Genomic DNA, 26320 nt, shown 5'->3' on the forward strand with positions numbered 1-26320 from the left:
TTAAAAAAATGAATACTATAAAATTATTAGCCGCATTTCTTTTGTTTGTTAATGTTATACAAGCTCAGACAAAAAATGTTTTTTTAGAAAGAGAATTCTGGAAGACTAATCCTTCAATAAAAGTTATAGACCAGAAAATTACAGAAGGTAATAGTGCAACAGTATTAAACAAAAATGGATTTGATGCTGTAGTATATGCTATTTTAGAAAACGCAGATAATGCAATAATAAAACACTTGCTTTCTAAAAAAGGGAATGGCGTTAACAAGTTAACCCATGATAAACGAACCTATGTATTTTGGGCAGCTTATAAAGGAAATCTTGAATTGGTAAAACATCTCATTAATAATAATGCCAGATTAGATTTAAAAGATTCACACAATTTTTCACCATTAACTTTTGCTGCCGTCGCAGGACAAACTAATACAGAAATCTACGATGTGTTTATAAAAAACGGGATTGATGTTAAAAGTGATTTAGATGAAAAAGGAGCCAATGCTTTATTACTATTAATTGGTCATTTAAAAGATTTTGAACTTGTAGATTATTTTGTAGGCAAAGGACTTAATCTTGATAGTATAGACAACCATGGAAACGGAGCTTTTAACTATACAGCTTATAAGGGCAACAAAACCATGTTGGAGTTATTAATAAAAAAGGGATTGCCTTATAAAAATCCAAGTGCCAACGGGGATAACGCTATTTTGGCAGCTACTATAGGCTCACGTAGCGGTTATAATCCATTGAGTTTTATCAAGTACTTAGAAGGTTTAGGCATTAACCCGAACATTACTAATAAAGATGGAATAACACCACTGCATAACATCGCTTATGGTAATAAAGACTTAAACACATTCAACTACTTTTTAGATAAAGGGGTAAATAGTAATCAAAAGGATGATAAAGGTAATACTCCTTTGTTAAATGCATCTCATAGCAATACCTTAGAGGTAGTGAAATTATTGGTAAAAAAGACAAATGATGTAAATACCACTAATAAAGAGGGGCATTCTGCGTTAACCAATGCTATAAAAAACAACACAATAGATGTAGTTGATTTTTTAATTAGTCAAAAAGCCGATGTAAATGTTATCGATTCTAAAGGAAATAATTTGGTATACTACACACTAAAATCGTATAATCCCAACAAGGTTGATCAATTCAAAAAGAAAATAGCCGCTTTGACTAAAAAAGGATTTGATATTGCCAAGCCTCAAAAAAACGGAAATACATTATATCATTTAGCTATAGAGAAAAACGATCTGGAGTTATTAAAAATGATTCCTGATTATAATATCGATATCAATGCTAAGAATAAAGAGGGAATTACAGTCTTACATAAAGCAGCAATGAGTGCTAAGAATAATAAAATCTTAACATATTTATTATCTATTGGAGCCGATAAGACCATTAAAACTGATTTTGAAGAATCTGTATTTGATTTGGCAAGTGAAAATGAAGTATTAAAGGGAAACAACGTAGATTTAAATTTCTTAAAATAAAATGAAAAAAATAGTAACATTTAAACTGTTTCCGATAATAGCATTTGCCATTTTTACAGTATTTGGGTTTAAAAGTACTACAGATAGTAATACTTATAAATGCATGATACAAATGACAAATTATACGGGAGAAGGTGCATATATCGTTATTTCTTTATTAGACCCGAACGGAAACTACGAAAAAACACTATTTGTACAAGGTGATGATGAAGAATGGTACCATGATATTACAGATTGGTGGAAATTCTATGGAAAAAAACGTCAAGACATTGATGCGATCACAGGAGCAACTGTAAGTGGCGGTGGACGATCTATCAATATTATTGAAATTGAAAACGATAAGATAGACTCTGGCTATAAGATACGTTTTGAATCCGCTGTAGAAGATCAAGAGTATTATAAAGATGATGTAGAGTTTGAGTTAACATCTGAAACTGTAAAAAGTAAAGTTGAAGGAAAAGGATTTATACGATATATTCGTATGATGCCACAATAACAATACGATTAAATGACAATTTCAATTTGGAGATATAGCCACCTTGCTTTGGCTATATCTTCATTTGCTTTTATACTTATAGCCTCTTTAACAGGGATTATTTTAGCATTCGAACCTATATCGAATCAGCTAGAGGCTTATGCTGCAAACAACACAAAAAACCTCACTCTTGCACAAACCATAACAGTATTGCAAAAACATTATGATGAAATAATTGAAATTGAAATTGATAATAATGATTTTGTATCAGCCTCGGTAATTACCAAAGAAGGAAAAAACAAAACCTTTTATGTCGACCCGCTAACTGGTAAAAAAGTAGGTGATATTATCGAAAAAGCTCCCGTCTTTAAGTTTGCGACCAATCTACATCGTTCTTTATTTCTAAAAAGTACTGGTCGTTTTTTTGTGGGACTAGTTTCTTTTATATTATTTTTAATTGCAACAACCGGAGTTCTTTTAATTATTAAAAGACAACAAGGTATACGTCGTTTTTTTTCTAAAGTTATAAAGGAGAATTTTGAACAATATTACCACATACAAATAGGCCGATTAACATTAATTCCTATCATTATAATAGCCCTAACTGGTGTATACTTGTCACTAGAAAAATTTTCACTGCTACCATCCAATATCGTTAAACATCAAATAGATTTTGAGAATATAAAAGAAACCCCAAAACAGCAAATCAAAGATTTTGAAGTTTTTAATCAAATGCAGTTAAAACATGTTAGAAAAGTAGAATTCCCTTTTTCTGATGATCCCGAGGATTATTTTCATATAAAACTATCTGATAGAGAATTGAATATTAATCAATTTACAGGCGATGTATTAAGCGAAGTAGAGTATCCTTTTAATACATTACTATCACATTGGAGCTTGGTGTTACATACAGGTCAAGGAAGTATCCTATGGTCTGTCATCCTACTTATTTCTAGCTGCTCTATTTTGTTCTTTATGTATTCAGGTTTTTTAATGACTCTAAAACGAAGAAAGAAAAGTCTGGTACTAAAAAATGTTTATCATAAAGACAAATCTGAATACATCATCTTGGTTGGGTCAGAAACCGGAAATACATTTGATTATGCAAGACTCTTCTATGATGCTTTAATTGATTTGGGAAAAACGGTCTTTATTTCAGAATTAAACAAGTATTCCTCCTATAAAAAAGCAGAGCATTTAGTCGTATTTACAGCAACTTATGGTAAGGGAGAACCTCCTACAAATGCAAAGAGCTTTGAGCAATCTTTTAAAAAAATCGAACCTAAAAAAGAAATGAAATTTTCGGTTGTCGGTTTCGGTTCATTAGCGTATCCTGATTTTTGTAAGTACGCGATAGACATTGACAAAATGTTACAATCTCATCCAAAATTTAAATCGATTGCAGAACTATACTCTATACATAACCAATCTTATGAATCTTTTAAAAATTGGTCTTTAAAATGGGGAGAAAAGATTGATTTATCCATACAGGTAAAACAGTTACAAAAGACCACAAAATCTAAAAACAATAAACGGTTCTCGATTGTTCATAGATCGCCACTCAATAATGATAACACCTTCATACTTCGTTTACGTCCAGAAGAAAAAATACGGTTTACATCAGGAGATTTACTAGCTTTTTATCCAGAAAACGATGCTGTAGAACGATTATACTCTATTGGGAAAATTGATAACGATATTCTTTTGAGTATTAAAAAGCATGAATTTGGTATATGTTCGACTTATTTTAGTAAGCTTAGTAAAAATGATAGCATTACGGCATCAATAAAGCGAAATCCTGATTTTAATTTCCCAACCTATGCAAAAGAGGTTATTATGATTGCAAACGGAACAGGAATAGCTCCTTTTTTAGGAATGATTAGTAAAAACAATAAGAAAATAAAAACACATCTATTTTGGGGAGGAAGAAATAAACAATCTAATGAATTGTATAACGAAATAATTCAGGACAGTTTAAAAAACAATAATTTAACTACTTTTTATCCTGCTTATTCAAGAGCTCAACCAGGAAAAATATACGTACAGCATATACTTAAAAGAAATAGTAATCTAATTATAAAAACATTAGATAAAAACGGAGTTATACTAATTTGTGGGTCTGTTACCATGCAAAAAGAAGTTGTTAATCTCTTAGACAAAATATGTAAAGAAGTTAATAATAAACCAATAAGTTATTATCAAAATAAAGGACAACTTAAAATGGATTGTTACTAATTTTTAAAACTCTTAATATATTCTAATCAAAAAAAAACCTGACAAGTTAAACTCATCAGGTTTATAAATAGACACTAAATTAAGGGCAACCTTTACAAATCAAATCATTACTACTTATTATTATTAACCCCTTAATTTCCTCTATTTTTAAAGACATCTAGTTCAAGGCCTACCCAAAAAACTATCCCTCTTTATTTTCATCACTTTCGTAACCCATTGTGATGTTATCTATTGCATTTTTTAATGTAGTATCAATTTCTTTTAGGGCACCATCAATTTTGGAAGAATAATATTTATATTCTCTACCATTAAAACGCAATGTAGTAATTGGCTTATCTCTCACTTTTTTAAAAGTCAAATCTTCGTATGAACCTTTATTTAGCATCGTTTGTAACGCTCTGAGTTCCTGTTCTTCTAGTTTAGCTTTTATATTTCCTTTTACAGAAACGTGGTGTATTCCCGAGTAAGAGACCGAGCCATCTTTATATATCCATACATCATACACCGGGCATTTTCCCATACAAGATCCTTTTGAATAATATACCAGCGCTTCATCTTTTGATGTATTTACAGCAGCATTTTTGGTGGATTGACAAGAGAAACTTACCATTATTAATATTATCATTACATATTTCATACACTATCTTTTTTAAGTAATAGTGGTTTGAATGACCAAATCACTGCTACAATTTTTATCATTCTAATGCTTGTGAATACTACAGTGTGTTTTATTTTTATTACCGAAAGTATTTGCATTTTTCCATGATCCGGGTAATGGTAGGAAGCTTCTACTACTTTTTGCGATATTTCCTCTTATATAATTTCGCAGTTTTATCATTTCTGCACTATCATACATCATCTGGATCTTTTTTTCTGCTCTACTGCTTCCATTTACTCCTCCTGCTCTGGTCACAAACGTTGCAAAGATCTCTGCGATATCTTCTCCGGGATTGGTAGAAGCATATTGCGTTACATAGCGTTCTTTGTATTTATCATAAAATTTTTGTGCATCATTTTGATTATTCACTTTTCGAAATTCTTCCCAGATATCGGCCCAATGATTTTGATATAGTTTATTGATATTAGAATTATCTCTGGAGCATCCTTCTCCTGTAAAGAAATTTTTGCAATCGCCTTGAGATACAGAAGAATCAACCTGTACTTTATCCAAAGTGATGATATGTCCAAATTCGTGCACTATAGTATAGGCCAGTTCTCCTCTTGCATTAAATCCTCCTTGATATGCAAAATCTATCGCGATACCCATCTGCCATTTCGAGAGGTCCTGTGTTCTTTCTACTACATATCCAGCGGTTCCATCATTCTCGCCAGCAAAAATTACAAATTCACTCATTTTTGATCTATAATCGGGCGGAACAATTTTTTTTACCAAGTCCCATATTTCCTCATGCTTTTTAGTATCTTTTTGAAACTCTAACAGTTTCCCAGTTACTTTATAATCTTTTTCTTTTATGATTTTATCGCCATCAACTTTATAAAGAGTTATACTTCCACCATCACCACTAGTCCCACTGTCAGTTCCTGTATCGCCACCAGTAGTACCTTGGGTATCTGTATTCGAATTCGGCTGTGGGCCGGCTGCATCATCATCTTTGCTACAGGATTGAATAGAAATTGTCGCTATACTCAGAAAAATGATCAGTATATAATTCCATTTTTTTACGTTCTTCATAGTTTATTTTGGGTTAAAAATTAAACGTCCTTTCTTACACAACAGTGAACTTCTAAAACACCCTATTTTTTTATTTACTTTTTTTTAAAATCTTCTAAAAAAAATTTAGAAATAGGGTAAAAGCAAAATATACTGTTGTTATAGTATATGGAGATATCATTACAATAAAAGCTTAAGTAAAAGGCATTAGTAGAAAGAAAAAACAACATCTTTCTATACTTTTTCTTTAAATACCGTAGTTTTGAAAAAAAGCTAAGTATTTCTAAGATGTCAGAAAAACAAAAGTCTGTTTGTGATGAAAAAAACTTTAGAATAATTTTTGATAATCATTCTGAAGTGATCCTGAATTTCATTTATTATAAGTGTGGAGATATGAAACAGGCAGAAGACATAACGCAGGATGCTTTTGTAAAACTTTGGAAAAATTGCAAGAAAGTACTTTTTGGTAAGGCAAAATCATTTTTAATGAAAGTAGCTCAAAACGCTTTTTTTAATGAGCTGAATCATGAAAAAGTAATCCTAAAATACAATCAGCAAAGCTTCTCTTCTATTCAATATGATTATAGTCCCGAGTTTTTAATGGAAGAAAAAGAATTCATGGTAAAATTACAACGTAGTATTTCTGAACTCCCGCCAAAGCAAAGAGAAGTCTTTCTATTAAGCAGAAAAGACAAGAAAACCTATAAAGAAATTGCCGAGATTATTGGGTTAACCCAAAAAGCAGTAGAGCGAAGAATGCATTTAGCATTATTAGAATTAAGAGAAAAATTAGGGCGCGCGGTTTAACAAGAGAATAAAAAAATGGAAAAGTCAGATAACATAGATGTTTTTTTAGCCAAATGGGCCAGTGGTGAATTATCCGAAGAAGAAATCAATGCTTTCAAAAAATCTAAGGATTATATTTTATACGAAACTATTCTAGAAGGAACAAAGTTACTCGAAGTCCCGACGGTAGATAGAGAAAAACTTTTTGATCGTATTCAAGAAGATATCTCTAAAGAGAAAAAAGTAATCTCTTTGATTCCTGGGTGGGCATATGCAATTGCTGCAAGTATTGCACTTATTCTGGGCTACACTTTATTTTTTAATCAAAACATTACACATCAATCCGGATTTGGCGAACGACTAGCAATAACACTTCCTGATGGTTCTGAAGCAATTTTGAATGCCAAATCAAAACTATACTATAAAAAAGGAAGCTGGGAAAATACAGAACGAATCGTATTTTTAGATGGAGAAGCCTTTTTTAAAGTGAAAAAAGGAAATACATTTACCGTAAAATCTGATAACAACTCTGTATCGGTATTAGGCACACAATTTAACGTTAATGCTTCTTCTAAATTTTTTGAGGTAATCTGTTACGAAGGTAAAGTGAAAGTAGAAAATGGAATTTCTTCGAAAATTATTACCAAAGGACAAGCAGTAAGAAGTATTGATTCATCATTCGAAGAATGGGAATTAAATGATACTGCTCCTTCATGGGCTGCAGGAGAAAGTAGCTTTGTCAACACCCCATTACAACAGGTGATATCTGCTCTCGAAAAACAATATAAAATTACTATTAAAAGTGAGCGCATTGGTATCGATCAGCGATACAGTGGTGGGTTTGCCCATGATAATTTGCAAAATGCTTTGCATACTATTTTTGATGCAATGGATATTAAGTTTATTTTTATAGACAAGAATACTGTAGAATTGTCTAAAGAATAAATGAAATACCACTTTTTATTGCTTATTTTTCTTTTTTTTCTAACTGCAAATGCTCAAGAAAAAAAGAAAGACATACATTATATTGACCTCTCATTAGACGGTTTTCTAACCGAAATGGAAGGGCTTTTTGATGTAAAATTTTCTTATAACACCTCGTCATTCACAGACATAACGATCACCGTAGATCAAGATGCTATATCTTTAGACGAAATTATAGCAATAATATCTAGTCAATTTCCCATAAATTTTACGCAAGTTGATGAACGGTACTACGTTGTTAAACTTAATAAAACAACTTCTTTTTGTGGATATCTAACCGATGAAACCCACACCCCTATTGAGGGAGCAACTATACTTAACGAAGTAAAAAAAACAGGAACCTCATCTGATGATAAAGGTTTTTTTTCTTTAAAAGATAATAGCATATCAGATACTTTAACTATTTCATATCTTGGATATAAAACCATTACTATCCCTCTTAAAAAAGTAATCAACAAAAAATGTGACACCTACATTCTGTCTCCCGAAGATTTTGTGTTAAACGAAGTCATAATAAAAGAATATCTAACCTCTGGAATAGTAAAAACCAGAGATGGCTCGGTTAAAATTCAACCAAATAATTTAAATATAATTTCGGGATTATCCGAGCCCGATATTTTGCAAAATATTCAACTATTACCTGGGATCGAAAGTCCGCTCGAAACCGCTTCGGGGATTTATATAAGAGGTGGTACTCCCGATCAAAACCTAATTCTATGGGACGGTATTAAAATGTATAATTCTGATCACTTTTTTGGGCTTATTTCAGCTTTCAATCCATACATCACCAAAGATATTACCATATACAAAAGTGGAACTCAACCTATTTATGGAGATCGGGTCTCGGGAGTTATTGACATCAAAACAGATCAAACTGTACCCGATACAACACAAGGAGGTATAGGAATTAATATGACTCATGCCGATGGGTATTTAAAACTTCCTATTTCTAAAAAAACTGCTGTTTTACTATCGGCCAGAAGATCTATTACCGATGTTATTGATACTCCAACAATTAACACTTACTCTAACCGGGCTTTTCAGAATACAAGTATTACTGATAACAGATCTATTTTTGATCCTGAATCTTCAGAAAATAAAGAGCTATTTTATTTTACCGATGTAACCCTAAAATTAATTGCCAATCTTTCTAAAAAACACGATATCTCTATTTCTAATTTGTTTACTCAAAACAAACTTGATTATTCTTTTAAGGATTCTCAATTTGCAGATATGTCACAAGATAAGCTGGCTATTAAAAATTTTGGAACAAATATTTCCTGGGATAGCAAGTGGAGTTCTCGATTCTCTACAAAAACACAATTTTCATATTCTGAATATGTGCTCGAATACCAGGGGAGAAATCTCTTTATTAATCAAGATCTAACTATTGAAAAAGAAAATGCTATTGAAGAATACGGAGTGTTATTTCATTCTGACTGGACTATTAATCCTCATTTCACTTTTTCTAATGGATATCAATTCTACCATAATCAGGTAGCATTTTATCTAAAAGAAAATGATGCTGAAGTTGGAAATTATCAAGAGAATCCTACTCATAGTTTTTATTCTCAATTACAATATAGTTCTCCCCAAACATGGTTGATTAGTCTTGGGGTAAGAGGAAATTATTATGTTGCATTACAATCTACTTTTATCGAACCCAGATTCTATGTAGAACGAAAAATAGGAAAGCATTTTAGGGTTAAAGGATCTGCAGAAGTCAAAAACCAATCTATTAGCCAGGTGATTGAGTTTGCTACTTTTAATTTTGGTCTCGAAAATCAGTTATGGGTCGCAGCACAAGAAGATGATATCCCATTGTTGAGAAGTCAGCAATACACGCTGGGCACTCTTTTTCATAAAAAAAATTGGAACATTGAGATAGACACCTATTACAAAAAGATAAAAGGACTTACTTCGCTAACCAGAGGGTTTGAGTCTACTTCTGGTGACTTGTCTGAAGGAGAAAGTATCTCTACGGGAATAGATCTATTAATTAAAAAGAAAGCAGGTAAGTACTCTACCTGGCTTGGGTATTCATTTTCTGATACCGAGTTCATATTTAATACGCTTAATCAAGGTAAAGCTTTTAAGGGAAATAATAATATCACGCATTCTGTTTCTTGGTCTCATGCTTATCAGTGGAAGAAATTTCAGTTTTCGTTGGGGTGGAAATATCGTACCGGTACCCCATATACTCCTGCATTAGGGTTTACAATAGTAGATAATCAACCCATTGTTCAATACGGTGCTATAAATTCTAAGTCACTACCCGATTATCACAGACTGGATTTTTCTGTAGTATATGATTTTAACTGGTCATCAAAAAATGATAGAATAAAAAGCCGCCTGGGTTTCTCTTTATTAAACCTATATGGGAGAAAAAATATTTTAGATCGAAGTTATCCACTCTATCAATTAACCGATAGTGAAAATAATATTTCTTACGAATTAAGAGAAATCAATAAATCTTCTCTTAATATTACTCCTAATGTTACATTTAGACTAAGTTTTTAAATCATTGTTTCTTTATATAAAAAAAACTCCTCAAGTTTTGAGGAGTTTTTATCATGAGTATAAAGAATTAGTTTAAATAGGCTAGTTCATAATTTTTTGCATCAATAGCATTACTCAAAAGATGTTTCTCCTTTGTTAGGATTATACACATAATTAAATGTATAATATTGTGACTTTTTAGAAGTATCCTCGTCCTGATAATAACTCAGTATTTCTACTTTTGCATAGTTACCGTTACGAGTTTTAAAAACAAGTATTTTTCCAGGAATTGGAGAGATCAAATGACTTGGAGGTCCAGCATAATTATACCAACCTTTATCACTTCCTGTAGGGATCGCAAATGCAGCATCTGCATCTTGACTAAAAGTTACATCTTTTGCACTGGTTACACCTGCAAATGTACCAGTAACTACTGCTGCTCCTACAGTACCATTACGTGCGGGTTCTTCTGCAACACCAGTAACTGTTCCTCCATTAATTGCTATGGTAGTACCTCTAAATGCAACATCCCAATCGGTATCACTGGTAGTTATTTTTCCTGTCTCAAAATCAAATTTGGTAAATGCCCCTCCTATAGGGTTTCCAGTTCCCTGACCACCTGTTTGTATAGCCTCAAGGTTAGAAATTTTCTCAGATTTAACAGGTACTGGAGTAGGTGCATCATCATCGCTGCTACATGAAATAAGTACTGTACTAAGTACTAAAAATAATATTGATAATTTTTTCATTGTCATGACATTTAAAATATTAAAATTGATAGTTAAGTTTTGCATATAATTGTATCCCAGGTAAAGTGGGAATGTTATCTTCGGTATAATCAAAAAGATTGTTTGCACCTATTTGTAGTGTAAATTTTTCATAAAAGGTCTTACTGGCTGCAATATTTGCTGTCACAAATCCATCAACAAAGCTGGTGTCATAATCATCTATAAGATCATTACCGTTAGTATCAAACAAGGCATATTTACTTCTATATAAAAGCCTTAGGTTTATATTCGCTTTCGCGGAAACGATATCATAAAAAACTTTAAAGTTCGCATTATGTCTCGAGCGATTCACAAGTCCAAAATATTCTGATCTCGAGACTACAACTGTTTGGTTAGTTTCGGGATCACGAGCAAATACTTCGCCATTTTTCACTTGTTTTTCTTTTTCTTTATCAAAGGCATAGAGTAGTTGGTAACCTGCACTCAATCTTACATTATCAGTTATCCTGTAATTAGTATTAAATTCTAGACCTGTAGTGTATATTTTATCAAAATTGAAATAGCTAAACACGTTTTGCCCATTGGTTTTACGAGCAATAACACGAGTATCGATAAGGTTTTTAAAATCGTTTCTAAAGAAATTGAGTTCTGCATTCCATCGCTTTTCTTTATAAGTTAATCCTGCATTATATCCTATAGAACTCTCTGCTTCAAGGGGATCTTGTAGCGATGATTCGGGAACAACTACATCAAGAATTTGACCCTGCGCCTGTAGTTCGTTTAATTTTTCTAAAGCCACATTATATCCCAATACAGTATAGCCGACAGCAGAGTTTGTAAAGTCAAAATAAAGCTGTCTAAAATCCGGAGCTTTAAAACCATATCCTATAGAAGCTTTGGCAGCCAACGCATCTGTGATTTTATACCGTAATGCAAGCTTAGGACTAAACTGGTTGCTATATTCTGAATGATTATCAAAACGTGCTCCCGCAATGATGTTTAATCGCTCAATAAGATGCAAATCATATTGAGCATACGCATATTGAGAATTAAAATCTACTTGCTTATCAAAAAAAGTACGATCCAACTGGTCGTATTGAAAGCCCACCCCGAGGGTAAGTTTACTTCTATCTTTAAAAGCGTAGGTAGTTCGTATTTCTGGACGTAATAAACGTTGATCAAAATCACTATCACTTACTATATCGCCAGAACTAGAGTCTGCCAGTTCTTCTTTGGCATTGTAATTCGTATAATAAAACTCGTATTGAGTAGTTAGATGATCACTCCATTTGTGATCGAGACGTATGTGGCTATTCCATTCCTGTTCTTCGCTGTCTCCTTCAAAACTTGTAGTATTGGTGGTAAATCCAGCATCCTGGTATTGCGTATATAAACGACCAGACAGAAATAACGAAAACTGATCAGAAAAATCATAATATAACCTGCCGTTAAATGTATAATTCTCGAATGGGTTTACAGTCTGTCCCGCAGTATCAGGAGTAAGATCATAACCTTCACTAGAAAATCGATTTGCAAAAACACCATAACCAAGTTTCTTAATACGTTGCTTAATATCTACATTAATATCCTGCTGGGTATAACTGCCTATTCGATAAGAAGCATTACCCGATAACACATCGCTTTTTGGTTTCTCGGTAATGATATTAATTACACCTCCCAAAGCTTCAGAACCATAAAGACTACTAGATGGCCCTTTAACCACTTCTACTTGTTTTATATTACCAACGGTTAATCTGTTTACATCAAAATTTCCTGCTTTTCTACCCACCAGAGGAACACCATCTATAAGAATTAAAATATAATCTGAAGCAATACCTTGTATTTGTACTCCTTCGAAACCGCTTTCATCGGCAACAGTTATAATTCCTGTTTGCTCATTTAGGATTTCATTAAGTCTAATGGTTCCCGATTGCTTAATGGTTTCCTGAGAAACAATAGTAACTGGTAAAGGCAGAGAAGAAAGCTGTCTTTTTGTTCGGGTAGCTGTAAGAACTACTTCTTGTAGCTCATTAACCAAAGTAGTGTCTATAGTTTTTTCTTGCGTATATCCATTTACAACAACAAAACCTGCTAAAACACAGATTATCAGATTCTCAAACTTCATTTTTATTTAGAATGTTTCTTAATAGAGTGCAAATATATATTTATTTTTATTTATTCTAAATAAACTTAACTATTTTTGTTATTAAATTACAGAAATAACCTACAAATGATGAAAACGACATTTTGTACATTTTTGGGAATAGCATTACGATCTATAGCAACTACTTAAGTAGAAAAAAACAATTGAGATGTGATGCTATTAAAGAGGTGTGTGGTTGTCACAAAGTTATATTTAGAAATCCCGAAACATTTGCTACCGAAATTGATTATAAAAAACAAGGATATCCAGAGAGCTTTTTTGTTATTGGTACATGTAACAAAATATATGATTACCCGATTACCCCACCTTCGGACCTCACAGCGATGCTGAAACAAGTTCAAATAAGCTCGTGAGGTCTGATAAAAAAAGATCATTATCAATACAACTTAATCTTTGTTTTATGCTAATCAAAAATCCTTAAAATAGATCTCAAAACAAATTTCGACAAGCCATTTTTATTTATACTTCTATACCGTAACTTCTTACAACCAATATTATAAAACATACAATATAAACCACTGAATTATAGATTTTTATACTAGCATTATTGGATTTAATATGGAAATAATGCAAAAAATATTTAAAAAAAAGGAGAAATATCTTACGGGAAACCGTAATTATTTGAAAGCTTCTTACTATATTGTGCTTTAGGAAAATAGAACTACTAAAAAAGATAAAATAGTTCGTTTTATATTTTTTAGACACAAATTATCGAATAGAAATTATATATAAGGATTTAGGGTTAAATCATTCAGAAATCATATCCTTTTTTGAGCTATTTACTCTAAAAATATCCTTATAATGGTTGGTTTACATTAAATCAATCGTTATTCAGACCCTGCTTTTGTTGGCTCGCCAAAGTTTTACAATTGCGGGGTTGTTTCTGTTTTATAACTACCTATTCAGTAGTTTTTTACGATTGATCAAAGCTGTAATTGCTGTTCTTTCTAAGTCAACAATCTCAGTTATTTTAAGTATTACCTCAAATTTAAAGCTAATAAACGACAATTCCTTGTGGATTTCCGTAATAAAAGCGTTAAACTAATGTGAATCTGGTATTTCAAAAATTTAAATATCTGATTTTTAGATTTTTATATTTAAAACATTTTATTTATTATCTGGTAGGTAGTAACACCAGACCTCACAGGTCTTAGAAACCTGTGAGGTCTGATTAGAATAAAATCTATACGTGAAATCGTTAACTACAGTAACTAAGCTTTTACTTTAGCATACTGCGACACCTTTTTGATATGAATTAGCCTGTCATCCGGAATCTATGATTGAAACAAAAATACTTGGTTAATACACTATTTCTTCAAAACAAGATTTAGTTCCATTGTATACATCATAATTGTTTCTGGTTCAACATCACCTGTAAAAGAACCCCTTTTTCCGTATGCCAGGTATGATGGTACGATCATCATAATTATAGCACCTTCATTAATTAACATAAATCCTTCTCTTACACCCTCTAGCATACCATACATAGAACCTACTAATCCATATTTGCTATCATCCCTGGTCAATTCTCCTAATACTTCTCCGGTTGCAGGGTTTATCGTTTTATAATAAAAAACAATAAGATCTTCCTCTGTAGGAGTTAACCCATTTCCTTCTTGTTCTATAACATAGTGTAATCCCGATTCTGTTTCTATGGCTGGTATCTCATTTTCTTCAATAAATGATTTGATCCATGCAATCTCAGCATCTTTTTCTTCTTGAGTATACTCCAAATTTATTGGATCTGGTTCTAAAATTGAGCCATCATCATCTGATTTGCACGAAAAAATAAAAATCAAAAAGCTTGTTAATAATAATGTGTTTTTCATCATGTTACTGTATTTGTGATTGTTTATATTTTGGTTAATGTATTTGTTGACATTGTAACTATGACGCGATAATAAAAAATACCAGTTTCATTTTTCGGAACTGGGAAAAAAGTTTTTATTCATTCTAAAAAAATATATTTCTTGGCTCGCTTCCTTATGAAATAGCATAAGACAGATGATCTTGATAGATATATAGGATAAAAAGAAGTGTTTATTCTAGACTTGATCCAGAATAAATAAAAATGATATTTATCTAAAGGAAAATCAAAGGTTTAAGATCTGGAGTATGAAACACCAGACCTCACAGGTTATAGAAACCTGTGAGGTCTGATTAGAATAAAATCTATACGTGAAATTTTTAGCTACAATACCTAAACTTTTACGCTGGTATATTCTCTTTTTAACCACCAAGACCATGCTATGCGTCTTTTTGGCCTTCTCACGGGCCTTTTTGACGAAGTTTTTAACCCACTGCCTCCAATTTTTAAAAGGGTATTCTAAAATTTTAAGGCTTTATCTTAAAATTTTAACCTCCGCAGTGCAATTTTTAACCCAATGCGTTAAAAATTGCACGAACCGAGTTAAACCGAGGGCCTTTTTGGCCCATCAGAAGGTCTTTTGGGTTAAAGCTTGATAACCCGGGTTAAAAGAAAAGCTATTCTTCTGTTTCATCGGTCTTAGGAACACTTTTGGTACGGGCAAAAAACTGTTTTAGCTCTGCTACTTTTTCGGTAAATCCAGGTTTACCTGCACCTTTGCTATATTGTGAATATGAATAATCATTTAACGCATCCTGGTAATTATCATAATCATGCAAGATTTTGGTACTTTCTAAACGATACGCGAGGCTCTCGATACGTCCCAAAAGACTTTCTGTAAATACACGAGCATTATAATCTTTCTCAAACTCTACCCAATCTACATCGGGAGAGCTTAATACGCTGCTATGCTGGCGATAATCCCAAACCTTATTAACAAACAATTTGTTTTTTTCATTAATCGCCTTGTAATCCTGGCGCTCTCTTTCGGTTAATGCCGATAGCTTATCCATAAATATGGCTTCTAACTGGGTAACCAGCATTTTTGCCTTTTCTTTCTCATCTTTGGTAAGTTGATCTTCGATAATATTTCTCATTTTTTTATAATTTAATTTAGTATTAGTACTTCGACAGGCCTGTCCTGAGTTTATCGAAGGGCTCAGGGTAACAGGTGTTGGATGTCCGAAGTCGGGAGTTAGGAGCCCGAAGACAGGTGTTGGGATTTGGGAGCTAGAATAGAAATAACATCTAACTTCGACCATTCATTCCTAATTTCTCATTCTTCAATATTCAGTATTCAGTGTTCTTTATTCGAAATTCATCATTCATTACTTTTCTCTTCTTCTTTTATTTTTTGTTGTATGCTGTCTAATATATGATACATTGTGATTACATCTTTACCGTTAATTTTTACCGGGGGATTGATCTGGGTAAGCACATTATGTACAATCTCTGGGGGTGCTTTTGTTCTCATTGTTATTTTATGGTCCACCAGTTTTTTTTGATTTTCAGGTAATTGATTGTAACGTATAAAAAGCATAAGCAGGCAGTTTATGATTGATCTCTAAGCAGGTTTGTCTTGGTTTTATCAAAGAGTTTAGGGCAATATTGGGCTATTACACAAATTATTGTTTTTAAGAAGTACTATATTTCTTGCTTTATAGATCAATTGTATCGCATCGTCACTGGATTTACCCTGCGCATAGAGCTTATTAATCCAATTATACAGTATAATTTCGTAGGGGCTATCATGAACCAGGTTATACATAAACTCATCGGTTTTAAGATGTAATGCCTGTAGGATATCAGACATAAATTCGGTTTTATTTTGATATGGGTTGGTTTCCATAGGAGATAGGTTTTGTTCGGGTCAAATGTAAAGGGGAGCAGTGATATAATACAAGTGCTGTACCTCGTGTTTTATAAAAACGGGGGTGATAATTTATATAATAAGACTGTTTAATGAATGTCGAATAAAGAACACTGAATACTGAATAACGAACTGTCGAATGTAAAATGAAAATAGTTGGAAGCTTGTAGTCCGAAGTCAGAGGCTTAGAGACGGCCCTTCGATAAATTCAGAGTAATACCAATGGGCTGGAATGACAAATCGTGATGTTTTTTAATCTGTGTTCAATTGTCATTCCGGACTTGATCCGGAATCTACAATTGGAGAGGCGTTTTCGCTGTGGATCCCAGCCTTTAGTTTATCCTGAGCCATGCCGAAGGGCCGGAATGACAAAAATGGTGAATAATGAATATAGAACACTCAACTACTCACATACTAACACACTCAATAACAAGAATACACCTAGCATCCGACTTTGAGCTTCCGACACCTGTCACTCTGAGCCCTTCGATAAACTAAGGACAGGCCTGTCGAAGGGCCAACACCTGACACCTGATACCTGACCCCCGTCACCTCACACCTCATCCTTTTCACCCTCTAACTTCTTTACAAAATACGAAGGATAGATCCCGGTTTTTTTATAAAACTTTTTGGCAAATATTTCTGACGAATTAAACCCTACCTCCTGGGCTATGGCTTTGATTGTATATTTTCTAAATATAGGATCGACCTGTAGTTTCTCGATTGCAAAATCAACACGCAGGTCATTAATATATTGGCTTATACTCTTTTGTTTATAGGTGTTTACTACCATCGACAAATAACTGGTGTTTGGCCCAAAACTTTTGGCCAAATCTTTGGCATTAATATTAGGAGTAAGATAAGCCTGTTGTTCCTCGAACTGTTGTAACTGGCCAAGCAGATGTTGCAAGGCTTCTTCACTAATTACCGATAGCGTTGTTTTATCCCTAGATGGGGTTATGGGTATAGTATCCTGCTGCGTATTGGTGGCTAACAACTGCAAAAAACGTTTTTTATACACGTACTGTTTATAATAATAGTAGACAATCCCACCGATACTTAGGAGCAATAATCCCGAAATCACGATCCCCCATGTAGCGATCTTATTTTTTTCTTTTTGTAAGACTACATTTTGTTGGGTGAGTTTTTTATTCTCATATTTGGTCACCGCATAGATCTCCCGGTTTTTTTGGTTGATCTCTTGCATCTTATGATGTACCCGATCATATACCATAGCCTCTTCTTGTACATCCTCTTTTAATTGAAATATAAAGCCCAAAGCTTCTAGAATAGAGGTTAAACTATGTCGTTGTTTTGCATATAGGTAAGCTGCTTCTGCATACTCTAATGCTTTATTTTTATCTTTTTCAAAATAATATTTAGTAAGATCAATATTACTAGCAATCAATCCTCCAATATCGTTTATTTCTTTTCGTATTTCTAATCCATTTAGTAATAATGCTTCTGAGCTCTTATTCTCTTTATTTTCATACCATTGAATACGTCCTAAATTAGTCAACACCCTTGCATATTCTCTTTGATCCTGTTGCACTATTGGGTTAGTCACCAGCTCTTTCAATATGGTTATTGCCTGGTCGTATCTACCCTGATCAGCTAATATATTGGCTTTGGTGTTTTTAAACATCAATATATGATTAAGTCCTATAGTTTGTATAGATAAACTATCCTTCCCAAGAGCTAAAGCTTGTGTATTATATTTTATCGCTTCGGTATAATTTTTTTGTCCTCTATTCGCTACCGAAATGATATGATATAACCCGGCCAGATTTCTAAGGCCTGAAGCGTGCCTTAAATAATTTACTCCATCTACTGCCGTCGTTTTACATCCAGAATAATCTTCTAAAGAAGCCTGAATATTTGCCATAATCAATAAATTTCTACCTGCTCCTATAGTATCTTTAGTGGTTCTAAATATTTTAAAGTTTTCATTACGATATTTAAAAGCTTCTATTAATTGGTTATTAGTCTTATAATACAATCCTAATTTAGTTAAGGCACTTACCATATGTATCGTATCCCGATTATGTCTTGCCAAATCATACAACTTATGGGTATATACAATGGCACTATCGTACTGCTTAGCTTTACCTAGCAACCATGTTTTTTGCCTTAATCCTTTATATATCAGAGAATCTTTTTGTAATAAAAATGCACTTTCTAAAAAAGAACTAACATGATATAATCGCATTGATAGAGGTAAAGAATCTACATTACTTAATGCATATTGTTGCGTTATATTTTTTAATTGTTTTTGGGTTGGGTTTGTCAGGCTTTTGGTTTGGCTATATATTGCAGTGGTCATAAGAAATACCACTCCCAGTATAGGATACCTATAAAAATTGACAAGCCTGTGTTTCATTGTACTAAACTACTAAATTTTAAATGAAAAAGTAAGGGGTTGGGGTCAGATGTTGGGTGTCAGGAGTCGGGTGTCTGGTGTCGGAAGTTTGAAGTCGGGTGTCGGAAGCTTGAAGTTAGGGGTTAGTCTTTCGGCAGGCCTGTCCTGAGTTTATCGAAGGGAGAGTATTGAATATCGAATACTGAATAACGAGTGTCGAATAATAAATATAAAACTCTAAATGTAAAAGTAAACCCCTGTCACCCTGATTTTATCGAAGGGCTCAAGATAAACTAAAGGCCAGAATCCATGATTGGAATAACATTTTCGCTATGGATCCCAGCCTACGCTGGGATGACAAAAAGTATTGAAATGAAGACTTACCCTTCGACAGGTTTGTCGAAGGGATCTACCTACAACAACCCTAAATCTTTAGTCATTGCCACCAGGTGAATGGCATTTTTTGCTTTAAAATTATATTTTAATTTATTAAGTCGCTTCTCTATAGAGCTTGTACTATTAGGAGAAATTTGATTTTTCTTAAAATGATTCCCTATCTCTTCCTGGGTAAGGCCATCAGACAAATGCTTTAATAACAAAATATCATAATCCTGGAGTTCGAAAACATTATTCTTACTCATTGCATTTTCTAATTGTGGGGATACGTATCGAATGTTGTTAAACACATCGGTAACCGATTTTACCAATTCGTTTAGTCCATAGCGTCCTTTGCATACATAACCATCTATGTGCTGTTCTGCAAAAAACGATTTAATTTTACCGGGTCTATCTTCCATAGAATAAATAATAACTTTAACATTAGGTTGGATCTCTCGTATGGCTTCTACAAGTTCAATCCCCGAAGCCAATTTTCGTTCTCTGTGGCTCTCTTTAAACGAAAGATCTGTGATCAACAGATCAAAAGGGGCATGATCACTAATTGCTCTTCTAAATTTTAAAAGAGCATCATCACAATATTGTGCTTGTTGTATTTCATCAATCCCAGTTCTTTCTCGAAGAATATGTGCGATACCATGGCTAATACTACCAAGATCTTCTGTGACTAAAACTTTCTTAAACATAAGCTCTATATTATAATTAATTCGGAAAATTTATCTTCGCTTTAAAGCCTTTTCCTTTTGCTGAATCAAAGATAAATGATCCTCCGATCGTTTTTATACGGTTTTCCGTATTTTGGAGTCCGTTACTATATATTATTTCTTCTGAAGCTACGCCAACACCGGTGTCAGCATACGTTATTACTACACCTTTGGGTGTTTTCTTAAATGTGATCGCCACCAGTTCGGCATGACTATGTTTTTTCATATTTACCATTAATTCTTGCAAAGTACGGTGTACAATGATCTTTTTTTCTGGATTTATCGCCTGCCAGTTGATCTCATCGATATCTTTAATAATAATCTTGGTACCATTGGTACTATAACTACTTAACATACCATTAAGTTCGGTAGCATATTCCTCTCCTGTTTTAAAACTATTATGCTCCCTAGAGATATCCCGGGTGGTATTGTATATTTCTTCTAATTTATCTAAGACCCCAGGGTCATTTTGATCATTTTGCATCTGCATCATCACCTGGTATACATCATTGGCCAACTCATCATGCAATTTTTTAGAGATACGTGCTTCTGCATTATATACCTCCCGTATTTTTTCTCGGCGTAGTCGTTGCCTGTATAAATAAAACAACAGCCCTCCTATTAAAAAAACAAACAGTGTACTAAACACATAAATCACCTGTTGCCGTTCTTTTCTGGCCGTTTCTGCTTTTAGAATCAGGTTTTCGTTGGTGAGTTTATCGTTTTCATAGCGGGTTACCGCATAGATCTCCCGGTTGCTTTGGTTTACCTCTTGTATTTTTTTATGAATTCGATCATACTCTTTTGCCTCTTCATTGGTTTTCTCTTTTAGCTTAAATATAAATCCTAAGGACTCAAGAATTAATGCTAAACTATGCTGTTGTTTTGAGTCTTTATAAGCAGTTTCTGCATATTTTAAAGCTTGTATTTTATCTTTATCCAAATAATATGTAGCAAGGTAAATACTATTAGCTATAACTCCTTGAACATCTTGTATTTCTTTTCGCATTTCTAAAGCCTTGAGGAGGAGTTTTTCAGAACCCTCATTGTCTTTATTTTCTAACCATTGTATATATCCTAAATTACTTAACACTCTTGCATGTTCTCTTTGATCTTGTTGTACTACAGTATTACTCACCAATGTTTTTAATATCGATATTGCTTGTTTATATTTCCCTTGATCAGCCAATATATTGGCTTTTGTATTTTTAAAAATTAAAATATTTTTAATTCCTATAGTTTTTACTGATATACTATCATTCCCAAGAGCCATAGCCTTTGAATTATATTTTATAGCTTCTCTATAGTTTTTTTGTTCTCTATTCGCTACTGAAATAATATGATAGAGCCCTGCAAGATTTCTTAAGTCTGAGGTACGTTCTAAATAAGTTACTCCGTCCACTGCTGTCGTTTTACTTCCTGAATGATCTCCTAAAGAGGTTTGGATATTTGCCATATTCAATAAACTTCTACCAGCTCCAATTGTATCCTCTATTATCCTGTATAATTTAAATTTTTCATTGTAGTAGTTAAAAGCCTCTGCCAACTGATTATCATTTTTATAGTATATACTAAGTTTATTCAAGGCATTTATTATATACATAGTATCTTGATTATACTTTGCCATAGTATAAAATTGATGGGCATATGTAATAGCACTATCATACTGTCTAACTTTACCTAACAACCATGTTTTTTGCATTAACCCATCATAAATTAAAGAATCTTGTTTAGATAATAGTATTCCTTTTAAGTATGAACTAACATGCTGTAAACGTTCTGGTATGGATAAAGAATCTGCCTTACTAAGGTTATAATATCGAGCAAGACTATCTAACTGAGATTGTGAAAAAGAAGTTTTTGCTTCTGCCTGGCCAAAAACAGGTATACTACTGCATAAAAGTAGTAGTATAATCGTTATAATATAGAAGGAATCGACACGCCAAAGTTTCATTCCCCTAAAATACTAAATATATTGGGTGTACAATAGTATAAAATCTACTACATACACCCAATTTAATAATTATTATTCAATAAGGAATCATTAATTCCCTCCATTATCTTCATCATTATTAACTTGTCCATCATCACCTGTAGCAACTGTCTCAACAGAGATGTCTTCTGTATCGTTAATATTATCTGCAGTACAAGATGCAAGGTTTGCCGTGATAAAAAGGGTCATAAGTAGGTATAAAAAAGTTCTCATAATATTTTATTTTTTTAAGATTTAACATGGGGATTGCTGCCTGGTTCTACACCAGGGATTTGGGATAGCAATCAAATAGTGCGGGAATATTCCCTTATTTTTTCGGAAAGTTGAAATCCGGTGCGGTAGTGTTTAGCCACTTTCCTTTTGAGCTTTTACCATCGCGCTACGGATTTCCGTAACATCTAAATCCATACATTTACTATGTTAGCAAAATGAAACTGGAACTAATTGTTGAAGCGAATTTATAAAGACCCCAAGTCTATTTCCGTAAACAATTCCAAGGATTCCAAAGATTCCATTGAAATCCTAAAGATTCCAATAACCTATGCCTATGAGAACAAAAACAAGTGTGACGTACAAGAATGAGATTCTTGAAAAGTACAAAAGGGAAAAAGGTGGAGAAATGAACTGTTATCTCCAAGAACCAACCCGAAAACAAATTAAAGAAGCCTGCTTATGGCTGTTAAACCGTAGAAATGAGAAGTATGATGAAAGTATTCTAAATCGTTTTTTTCAATTTGAAGAAGGAGAAAACAAAGCATACGCTATCGAACGTGTTCACGGTGACAAATTTAAACCCATTGTAAATTTTTTAACAGGAGAAACAAAATCAACCACTCCTGCTAATCTAGAGTTAATCGCATGGCTTATCGATTTTAAGCCAAGACCCTTATCTATTTACTTAAAATCAAATACCGAGAATGAAGTAACATTAAGTGAGTCATTTCAGAAAGAAGAAAATGCCTACTATCTTAAAAATGAAAACCAAGTTGTAGACATTATTCCTGAGACCAAAGTGATCGAAAAAACAGATAAGAGTATAACCATTATCTCTCAGATCAATCCCACGCTTAGGATTACGACTATCGTATCCTTATGATGAGGAATCCCGTAAAAGACCCGTTAAACTTGTACTAAATCAAGTCTAGTATAAGTCGAACAAGTCAACAATAACCAGTGTAGTCATAGGGTGTCTGTCAAAATGTAATTGGAAAAACATGATTTTATAATCATTGACAAGACCCTGACTAACATTTTTTAACAGAGTTTATTCAAGGAATAGGATCAACTCAACCCTAAGTGTAAGACCCCATAGGTACATACTGAACATGATTCGGTATTCCTGTGGGGTCTTTTTTAATGATGAATACTGGTTATCGGTATAGTATATACATCCTATTTAACCAGACCTCACAGGTCTTAGAGATCTGTGAGGTCTAAAATCCTACCAGATACCAAAACACGTCAATACACAACATTATAAATTCAACTATCTGTTTTGAGCATATTTATACAAAACTTTTCAAAATAGAGTTTTGCTAATCAAATTTCGCTGTATCTTTGTGTACACAACGAAATTACCTATGATAGCTGTAGAAAAAGCCCTTGAACTCATCAATAATAGCATCAAAAAAACAGATGTTATCACTACGACACCTATATCAAAAGCATTGGGATATGTACTGGCAAAAGATATTATGTCTCCCATCAATATGCCGCCTTTTAGACAATCTGCAATGGACGGATATGCATTGGGATCTGTCGAAGAGAAAAAATTTGACCTAATCGGTGAAGTAAAAGCCGGCGACGATACCGATCATAATCTAGAGCAAGGTAAAGCGATTAGAATTTTTACCGGTGCCCCTGTACCATCGGGAGCAAAGGCCGTTATCATGCAAGAAAAGGTAGAAATACAAAATAACCAGGTATTACTACAAGAGGTTGTGCCTTCTAATGCCAATATTCGCCCTCTTGGTGAGCAAATAAAAAAAGACGATATCGCACTCTTAGAAGGGACTACAATTACCGCTGCCGGTGTAGGATATCTCGCGTCTTTGGGAATCACCCATGTACAGGTCTATCAAAAACCTTCTATAGCAATCATCGCTACAGGAAATGAATTAGTACCACCAGGGCAAACTCTTAAATATGGACAAATCTATGAGAGTAATTCGATCATGCTATCGACTGCTTTGACTAAAGTAGGATTTGTCGATATATCTTATTTTAAGGTAGAAGATGAATATGATATTACTCTTGCTCTTTTAGAAAATACAATAGCTCATTATGATGCGGTTTTAATTTCTGGCGGAATATCGGTTGGGGATTATGATTTTGTAGGTAAAGCACTAAGAGCATTAGATGTCGATGAAATTTTTTATAAAGTAAAGCAAAAGCCAGGAAAGCCACTTTATTTTGCCAAAAAACAAGGTACAACCATATTTGCGTTACCCGGTAACCCTGCTTCTTCACTAAGTTGTTTTTATATCTATGTATTACCTGCATTGCTCAAAATCTCAGGATATAAAGAGTATAGTTTAAAACGAACTACCGCTAGTTCTAATCTCAAATACATAAAAAAAGGCCAAAGAGCAGAGTTTTTAAAAGCATATTCCCAAAAAGACAAAGTAACTATCCTTGATGGACAGGCATCTTCTATGCTACGATCTTTTGCCCAGGCCAATGCCTTGGTTTATCTTCCCGAAAACGTAACAGAAGTTAATATTGGTGATATAGTACAGGTAATTAATTTGCCATAAAATCCTCGAGTATATAAGGTAATTAGAATTAGACCTCACAGGTCTTAGAGACCTGTGAGGTCTGGTTAAGCTTATACCATTTTTGATCTAAAAAATCTTTTAAAAGAAAAAAACTCTAAAAAAATCGTTGTATCTTTGAAAACCTAACGGTTTTATGATATGGATTATGTAATAAAAAGTAGAATTTGGATAGAATCTGAGCACGGTGTGTTTTTAGGTGAAGGAAGAGTAAAATTATTAAAAGCGATCGCACAAACAGGTTCATTAAGCAAGGCAGCCAGTGCGTTAGAAATGTCATATAAAAAAGCCTGGAACTTATTAGACAGCATGAACAAATCTACCAAAGAACCTTTGGTGATTACTTCTACTGGTGGTAAAGGCGGTGGCGGAGCCAATCTTACTCCGTATGGTAAGAAAGTCATTGAAACATTTGATAACATTAATCAAAAATGCTGGGAGTTTCTGGATAAAGAGCTAAAACAAATCTCACTATAACCATTTTAACGTTTATATGATTGACCCAAAAAATATAACAGGAATTATCCTTGCCGGAGGAAAGAGTTCTCGAATGGGACGAGAAAAAGGATTGATCCTACTCGATGGCAAACCTTTTATTCAGCATAGTATTGATGTATTGAGCCCATTGGTTAATACCATACTTATTGTTAGTAGTAATTCTGATTATGATGCTTTTGGGGTCAAAAGAGTTGAAGATATTATAGTTGAATCTGGGCCGTTAGCAGGGCTACACTCTGGATTAATGCATAGTAATACAAAACATAATTTGGTTATTAGCTGTGATGTTCCTTTAGTAACGACCGAATTCTTAAAAAAGCTGCTATCCTATGAAAAAGAAGATTACGATATCGTTCAATTTGAAGCCGACGGAAAAAGTATTCCACTAATCGCATTATATAAAAAACGATGTGCAGATCGATGTCAAGAATTACTAGCGAATGGAGAGCGACGTTTACGTAAACTTATTTCAGTAGTAAAAACAAAAACCATTACCGTACTTGAAAAAGAGCGTCTTTTGGTAACTAATATGAATACCATTGAGGATTTAAAAACAATTACAAATGCAATTGACCATTAAATATTTTGGTATGCTGGCCGAGGCCACAACAACTAATGAAGAATACTTACAAACCGAGGTTTGTTCGGTTTCTCAATTAGTAAAAAAGCTAAAAAATCAATACCCAAAATTAGATAATACTGATTTTAAAGTGGCTATTGATCAACAATTAGTTGACCAAAGTCATATTATTAACTCAGAAGTAGAAGTAGCTTTGTTGCCGCCATTCGCTGGTGGATAATTTAATTATTCAAA

23 protein-coding genes are annotated in these 26320 nt (G+C 33.3%); 11 read left to right on the forward strand and 12 right to left on the reverse strand.

Annotated elements, in window-relative coordinates; translation table 11 throughout:
- Positions 1-8: 8 nt before the first annotated feature.
- Genes NNL09_RS05085 through NNL09_RS05095 form a run of 3 tightly spaced genes read left to right on the forward strand, consistent with a single transcriptional unit; the run spans position 9 to position 4212 of the window.
- Positions 9-1502 carry an ankyrin repeat domain-containing protein gene (locus NNL09_RS05085; protein ID WP_196909333.1) on the forward strand — a complete coding sequence of 498 codons (1494 nt, stop codon included), beginning with the start codon at positions 9-11 and terminating at the stop codon, positions 1500-1502.
- Between the two features lies 1 nt (position 1503).
- On the forward strand, positions 1504-1998 hold the full coding sequence (locus NNL09_RS05090) for a DUF2271 domain-containing protein (protein ID WP_025664303.1): 495 nt from the start codon (positions 1504-1506) through the stop codon (positions 1996-1998).
- Between the two features lie 12 nt (positions 1999-2010).
- Positions 2011-4212, forward strand: coding sequence for a PepSY domain-containing protein (locus NNL09_RS05095; RefSeq protein WP_196909334.1), 2202 nt, complete (start codon positions 2011-2013; stop codon positions 4210-4212).
- A gap of 181 nt (positions 4213-4393) precedes the next feature.
- Here NNL09_RS05095 and NNL09_RS05100 read toward each other — a convergent pair whose 3' ends face one another.
- Both NNL09_RS05100 and NNL09_RS05105 read right to left on the reverse strand, forming a co-directional pair.
- Positions 4394-4849, reverse strand: a complete 456-nt coding sequence (locus NNL09_RS05100; protein ID WP_196909335.1) for a DUF6438 domain-containing protein — start codon at positions 4847-4849, stop codon at positions 4394-4396.
- A 63-nt stretch (positions 4850-4912) separates the two neighbouring features.
- Positions 4913-5905: a hypothetical protein gene (locus NNL09_RS05105; protein ID WP_196909336.1), complete on the reverse strand. Its 993-nt coding sequence runs from the start codon at positions 5903-5905 to the stop codon at positions 4913-4915.
- A gap of 267 nt (positions 5906-6172) precedes the next feature.
- Between NNL09_RS05105 and NNL09_RS05110 the strand changes: the two genes are divergently transcribed.
- From NNL09_RS05110 to NNL09_RS05120, 3 genes are read left to right on the forward strand one after another with little or no spacing between them, the layout of a single operon-like run.
- The gene (locus tag NNL09_RS05110; protein WP_025664307.1) at positions 6173-6691 is read left to right on the forward strand and encodes an RNA polymerase sigma factor; all 519 of its coding nucleotides are present in this window, start codon (positions 6173-6175) and stop codon (positions 6689-6691) included.
- 15 nt (positions 6692-6706) lie between these two features.
- Positions 6707-7615 carry a FecR family protein gene (locus NNL09_RS05115; protein ID WP_196909337.1) on the forward strand — a complete coding sequence of 303 codons (909 nt, stop codon included), beginning with the start codon at positions 6707-6709 and terminating at the stop codon, positions 7613-7615.
- The gene (locus tag NNL09_RS05120) at positions 7616-10174 is read left to right on the forward strand and encodes a carboxypeptidase-like regulatory domain-containing protein (RefSeq protein ID WP_196909338.1); all 2559 of its coding nucleotides are present in this window, start codon (positions 7616-7618) and stop codon (positions 10172-10174) included.
- Between the two features lie 110 nt (positions 10175-10284).
- Here NNL09_RS05120 and NNL09_RS05125 read toward each other — a convergent pair whose 3' ends face one another.
- The 10 genes from NNL09_RS05125 to NNL09_RS05170 form a co-directional block, all read right to left on the reverse strand.
- Positions 10285-10902, reverse strand: a complete 618-nt coding sequence (locus NNL09_RS05125) for an HmuY family protein (RefSeq protein WP_025664310.1) — start codon at positions 10900-10902, stop codon at positions 10285-10287.
- Positions 10903-10921: 19 nt separating this feature from the next.
- Positions 10922-13006, reverse strand: coding sequence for a TonB-dependent siderophore receptor (locus tag NNL09_RS05130; RefSeq protein WP_196909339.1), 2085 nt, complete (start codon positions 13004-13006; stop codon positions 10922-10924).
- 1346 nt (positions 13007-14352) lie between these two features.
- On the reverse strand, positions 14353-14874 hold the full coding sequence (locus tag NNL09_RS05135) for an FKBP-type peptidyl-prolyl cis-trans isomerase (RefSeq protein ID WP_254514209.1): 522 nt from the start codon (positions 14872-14874) through the stop codon (positions 14353-14355).
- Between the two features lie 655 nt (positions 14875-15529).
- On the reverse strand, positions 15530-16009 hold the full coding sequence (locus NNL09_RS05140; RefSeq protein WP_196909341.1) for a hypothetical protein: 480 nt from the start codon (positions 16007-16009) through the stop codon (positions 15530-15532).
- A 224-nt stretch (positions 16010-16233) separates the two neighbouring features.
- On the reverse strand, positions 16234-16452 hold the full coding sequence (locus NNL09_RS05145; RefSeq protein WP_196926495.1) for a hypothetical protein: 219 nt from the start codon (positions 16450-16452) through the stop codon (positions 16234-16236).
- 57 nt (positions 16453-16509) lie between these two features.
- Positions 16510-16761: a hypothetical protein gene (locus NNL09_RS05150; RefSeq protein WP_196909343.1), complete on the reverse strand. Its 252-nt coding sequence runs from the start codon at positions 16759-16761 to the stop codon at positions 16510-16512.
- A gap of 574 nt (positions 16762-17335) precedes the next feature.
- Complete coding sequence (locus NNL09_RS05155; RefSeq protein WP_196909344.1) at positions 17336-19162, reverse strand: helix-turn-helix domain-containing protein; 1827 nt, start codon at positions 19160-19162, stop codon at positions 17336-17338.
- 392 nt (positions 19163-19554) lie between these two features.
- Positions 19555-20223: a response regulator gene (locus NNL09_RS05160; RefSeq protein ID WP_196909345.1), complete on the reverse strand. Its 669-nt coding sequence runs from the start codon at positions 20221-20223 to the stop codon at positions 19555-19557.
- Between the two features lie 16 nt (positions 20224-20239).
- Complete coding sequence (locus tag NNL09_RS05165; RefSeq protein WP_025664314.1) at positions 20240-22195, reverse strand: ATP-binding protein; 1956 nt, start codon at positions 22193-22195, stop codon at positions 20240-20242.
- Positions 22196-22285: 90 nt separating this feature from the next.
- Positions 22286-22447 (reverse strand): hypothetical protein, encoded by a 162-nt coding sequence (locus tag NNL09_RS05170; protein ID WP_160170062.1) that lies wholly within the window; start codon positions 22445-22447, stop codon positions 22286-22288.
- Positions 22448-22781: 334 nt separating this feature from the next.
- On the opposite strand from NNL09_RS05170, the gene NNL09_RS05175 reads away from it, so the two are divergent.
- The 5 genes from NNL09_RS05175 (at position 22782) to NNL09_RS05195 (ending at position 26306) form a co-directional block, all read left to right on the forward strand.
- Positions 22782-23330 carry a hypothetical protein gene (locus NNL09_RS05175; RefSeq protein ID WP_051476001.1) on the forward strand — a complete coding sequence of 183 codons (549 nt, stop codon included), beginning with the start codon at positions 22782-22784 and terminating at the stop codon, positions 23328-23330.
- Positions 23331-23814: 484 nt separating this feature from the next.
- Complete coding sequence (gene glp / locus NNL09_RS05180) at positions 23815-24990, forward strand: gephyrin-like molybdotransferase Glp (protein ID WP_196909346.1); 1176 nt, start codon at positions 23815-23817, stop codon at positions 24988-24990.
- Between the two features lie 159 nt (positions 24991-25149).
- Positions 25150-25485: a winged helix-turn-helix domain-containing protein gene (locus NNL09_RS05185; RefSeq protein WP_196909347.1), complete on the forward strand. Its 336-nt coding sequence runs from the start codon at positions 25150-25152 to the stop codon at positions 25483-25485.
- 16 nt (positions 25486-25501) lie between these two features.
- Positions 25502-26086, forward strand: a complete 585-nt coding sequence (locus NNL09_RS05190; protein ID WP_196909348.1) for a molybdenum cofactor guanylyltransferase — start codon at positions 25502-25504, stop codon at positions 26084-26086.
- Complete coding sequence (locus NNL09_RS05195) at positions 26070-26306, forward strand: MoaD/ThiS family protein (RefSeq protein ID WP_025664319.1); 237 nt, start codon at positions 26070-26072, stop codon at positions 26304-26306. Before NNL09_RS05190 ends, NNL09_RS05195 begins: the two co-directional genes overlap by 17 nt.
- Positions 26307-26320: the final 14 nt, after the last annotated feature.

The sequence above is a fragment of the Aquimarina sp. EL_43 genome, from assembly GCF_943422735.1.
Classification (GTDB): Bacteria; Bacteroidota; Bacteroidia; order Flavobacteriales; family Flavobacteriaceae; genus Aquimarina; species Aquimarina megaterium.

Coding starts and splice junctions, on each gene's coding strand:
- NNL09_RS05085 (WP_196909333.1), top strand. CDS start 9: ATGAATACTATAAAATTATTAGCCGCATTTCTTTTGTTTGTTAATGTT.
- NNL09_RS05090 (WP_025664303.1), top strand. CDS start 1,504: ATGAAAAAAATAGTAACATTTAAACTGTTTCCGATAATAGCATTTGCC.
- NNL09_RS05095 (WP_196909334.1), top strand. CDS start 2,011: ATGACAATTTCAATTTGGAGATATAGCCACCTTGCTTTGGCTATATCT.
- NNL09_RS05100 (WP_196909335.1), bottom strand. CDS start 4,849: ATGAAATATGTAATGATAATATTAATAATGGTAAGTTTCTCTTGTCAA.
- NNL09_RS05105 (WP_196909336.1), bottom strand. CDS start 5,905: ATGAAGAACGTAAAAAAATGGAATTATATACTGATCATTTTTCTGAGT.
- NNL09_RS05110 (WP_025664307.1), top strand. CDS start 6,173: ATGTCAGAAAAACAAAAGTCTGTTTGTGATGAAAAAAACTTTAGAATA.
- NNL09_RS05115 (WP_196909337.1), top strand. CDS start 6,707: ATGGAAAAGTCAGATAACATAGATGTTTTTTTAGCCAAATGGGCCAGT.
- NNL09_RS05120 (WP_196909338.1), top strand. CDS start 7,616: ATGAAATACCACTTTTTATTGCTTATTTTTCTTTTTTTTCTAACTGCA.
- NNL09_RS05125 (WP_025664310.1), bottom strand. CDS start 10,902: ATGAAAAAATTATCAATATTATTTTTAGTACTTAGTACAGTACTTATT.
- NNL09_RS05130 (WP_196909339.1), bottom strand. CDS start 13,006: ATGAAGTTTGAGAATCTGATAATCTGTGTTTTAGCAGGTTTTGTTGTT.
- NNL09_RS05135 (WP_254514209.1), bottom strand. CDS start 14,874: ATGAAAAACACATTATTATTAACAAGCTTTTTGATTTTTATTTTTTCG.
- NNL09_RS05140 (WP_196909341.1), bottom strand. CDS start 16,009: ATGAGAAATATTATCGAAGATCAACTTACCAAAGATGAGAAAGAAAAG.
- NNL09_RS05145 (WP_196926495.1), bottom strand. CDS start 16,452: ATGCTTTTTATACGTTACAATCAATTACCTGAAAATCAAAAAAAACTG.
- NNL09_RS05150 (WP_196909343.1), bottom strand. CDS start 16,761: ATGGAAACCAACCCATATCAAAATAAAACCGAATTTATGTCTGATATC.
- NNL09_RS05155 (WP_196909344.1), bottom strand. CDS start 19,162: ATGAAACACAGGCTTGTCAATTTTTATAGGTATCCTATACTGGGAGTG.
- NNL09_RS05160 (WP_196909345.1), bottom strand. CDS start 20,223: ATGTTTAAGAAAGTTTTAGTCACAGAAGATCTTGGTAGTATTAGCCAT.
- NNL09_RS05165 (WP_025664314.1), bottom strand. CDS start 22,195: ATGAAACTTTGGCGTGTCGATTCCTTCTATATTATAACGATTATACTA.
- NNL09_RS05170 (WP_160170062.1), bottom strand. CDS start 22,447: ATGAGAACTTTTTTATACCTACTTATGACCCTTTTTATCACGGCAAAC.
- NNL09_RS05175 (WP_051476001.1), top strand. CDS start 22,782: ATGAGAACAAAAACAAGTGTGACGTACAAGAATGAGATTCTTGAAAAG.
- glp (WP_196909346.1), top strand. CDS start 23,815: ATGATAGCTGTAGAAAAAGCCCTTGAACTCATCAATAATAGCATCAAA.
- NNL09_RS05185 (WP_196909347.1), top strand. CDS start 25,150: ATGGATTATGTAATAAAAAGTAGAATTTGGATAGAATCTGAGCACGGT.
- NNL09_RS05190 (WP_196909348.1), top strand. CDS start 25,502: ATGATTGACCCAAAAAATATAACAGGAATTATCCTTGCCGGAGGAAAG.
- NNL09_RS05195 (WP_025664319.1), top strand. CDS start 26,070: ATGCAATTGACCATTAAATATTTTGGTATGCTGGCCGAGGCCACAACA.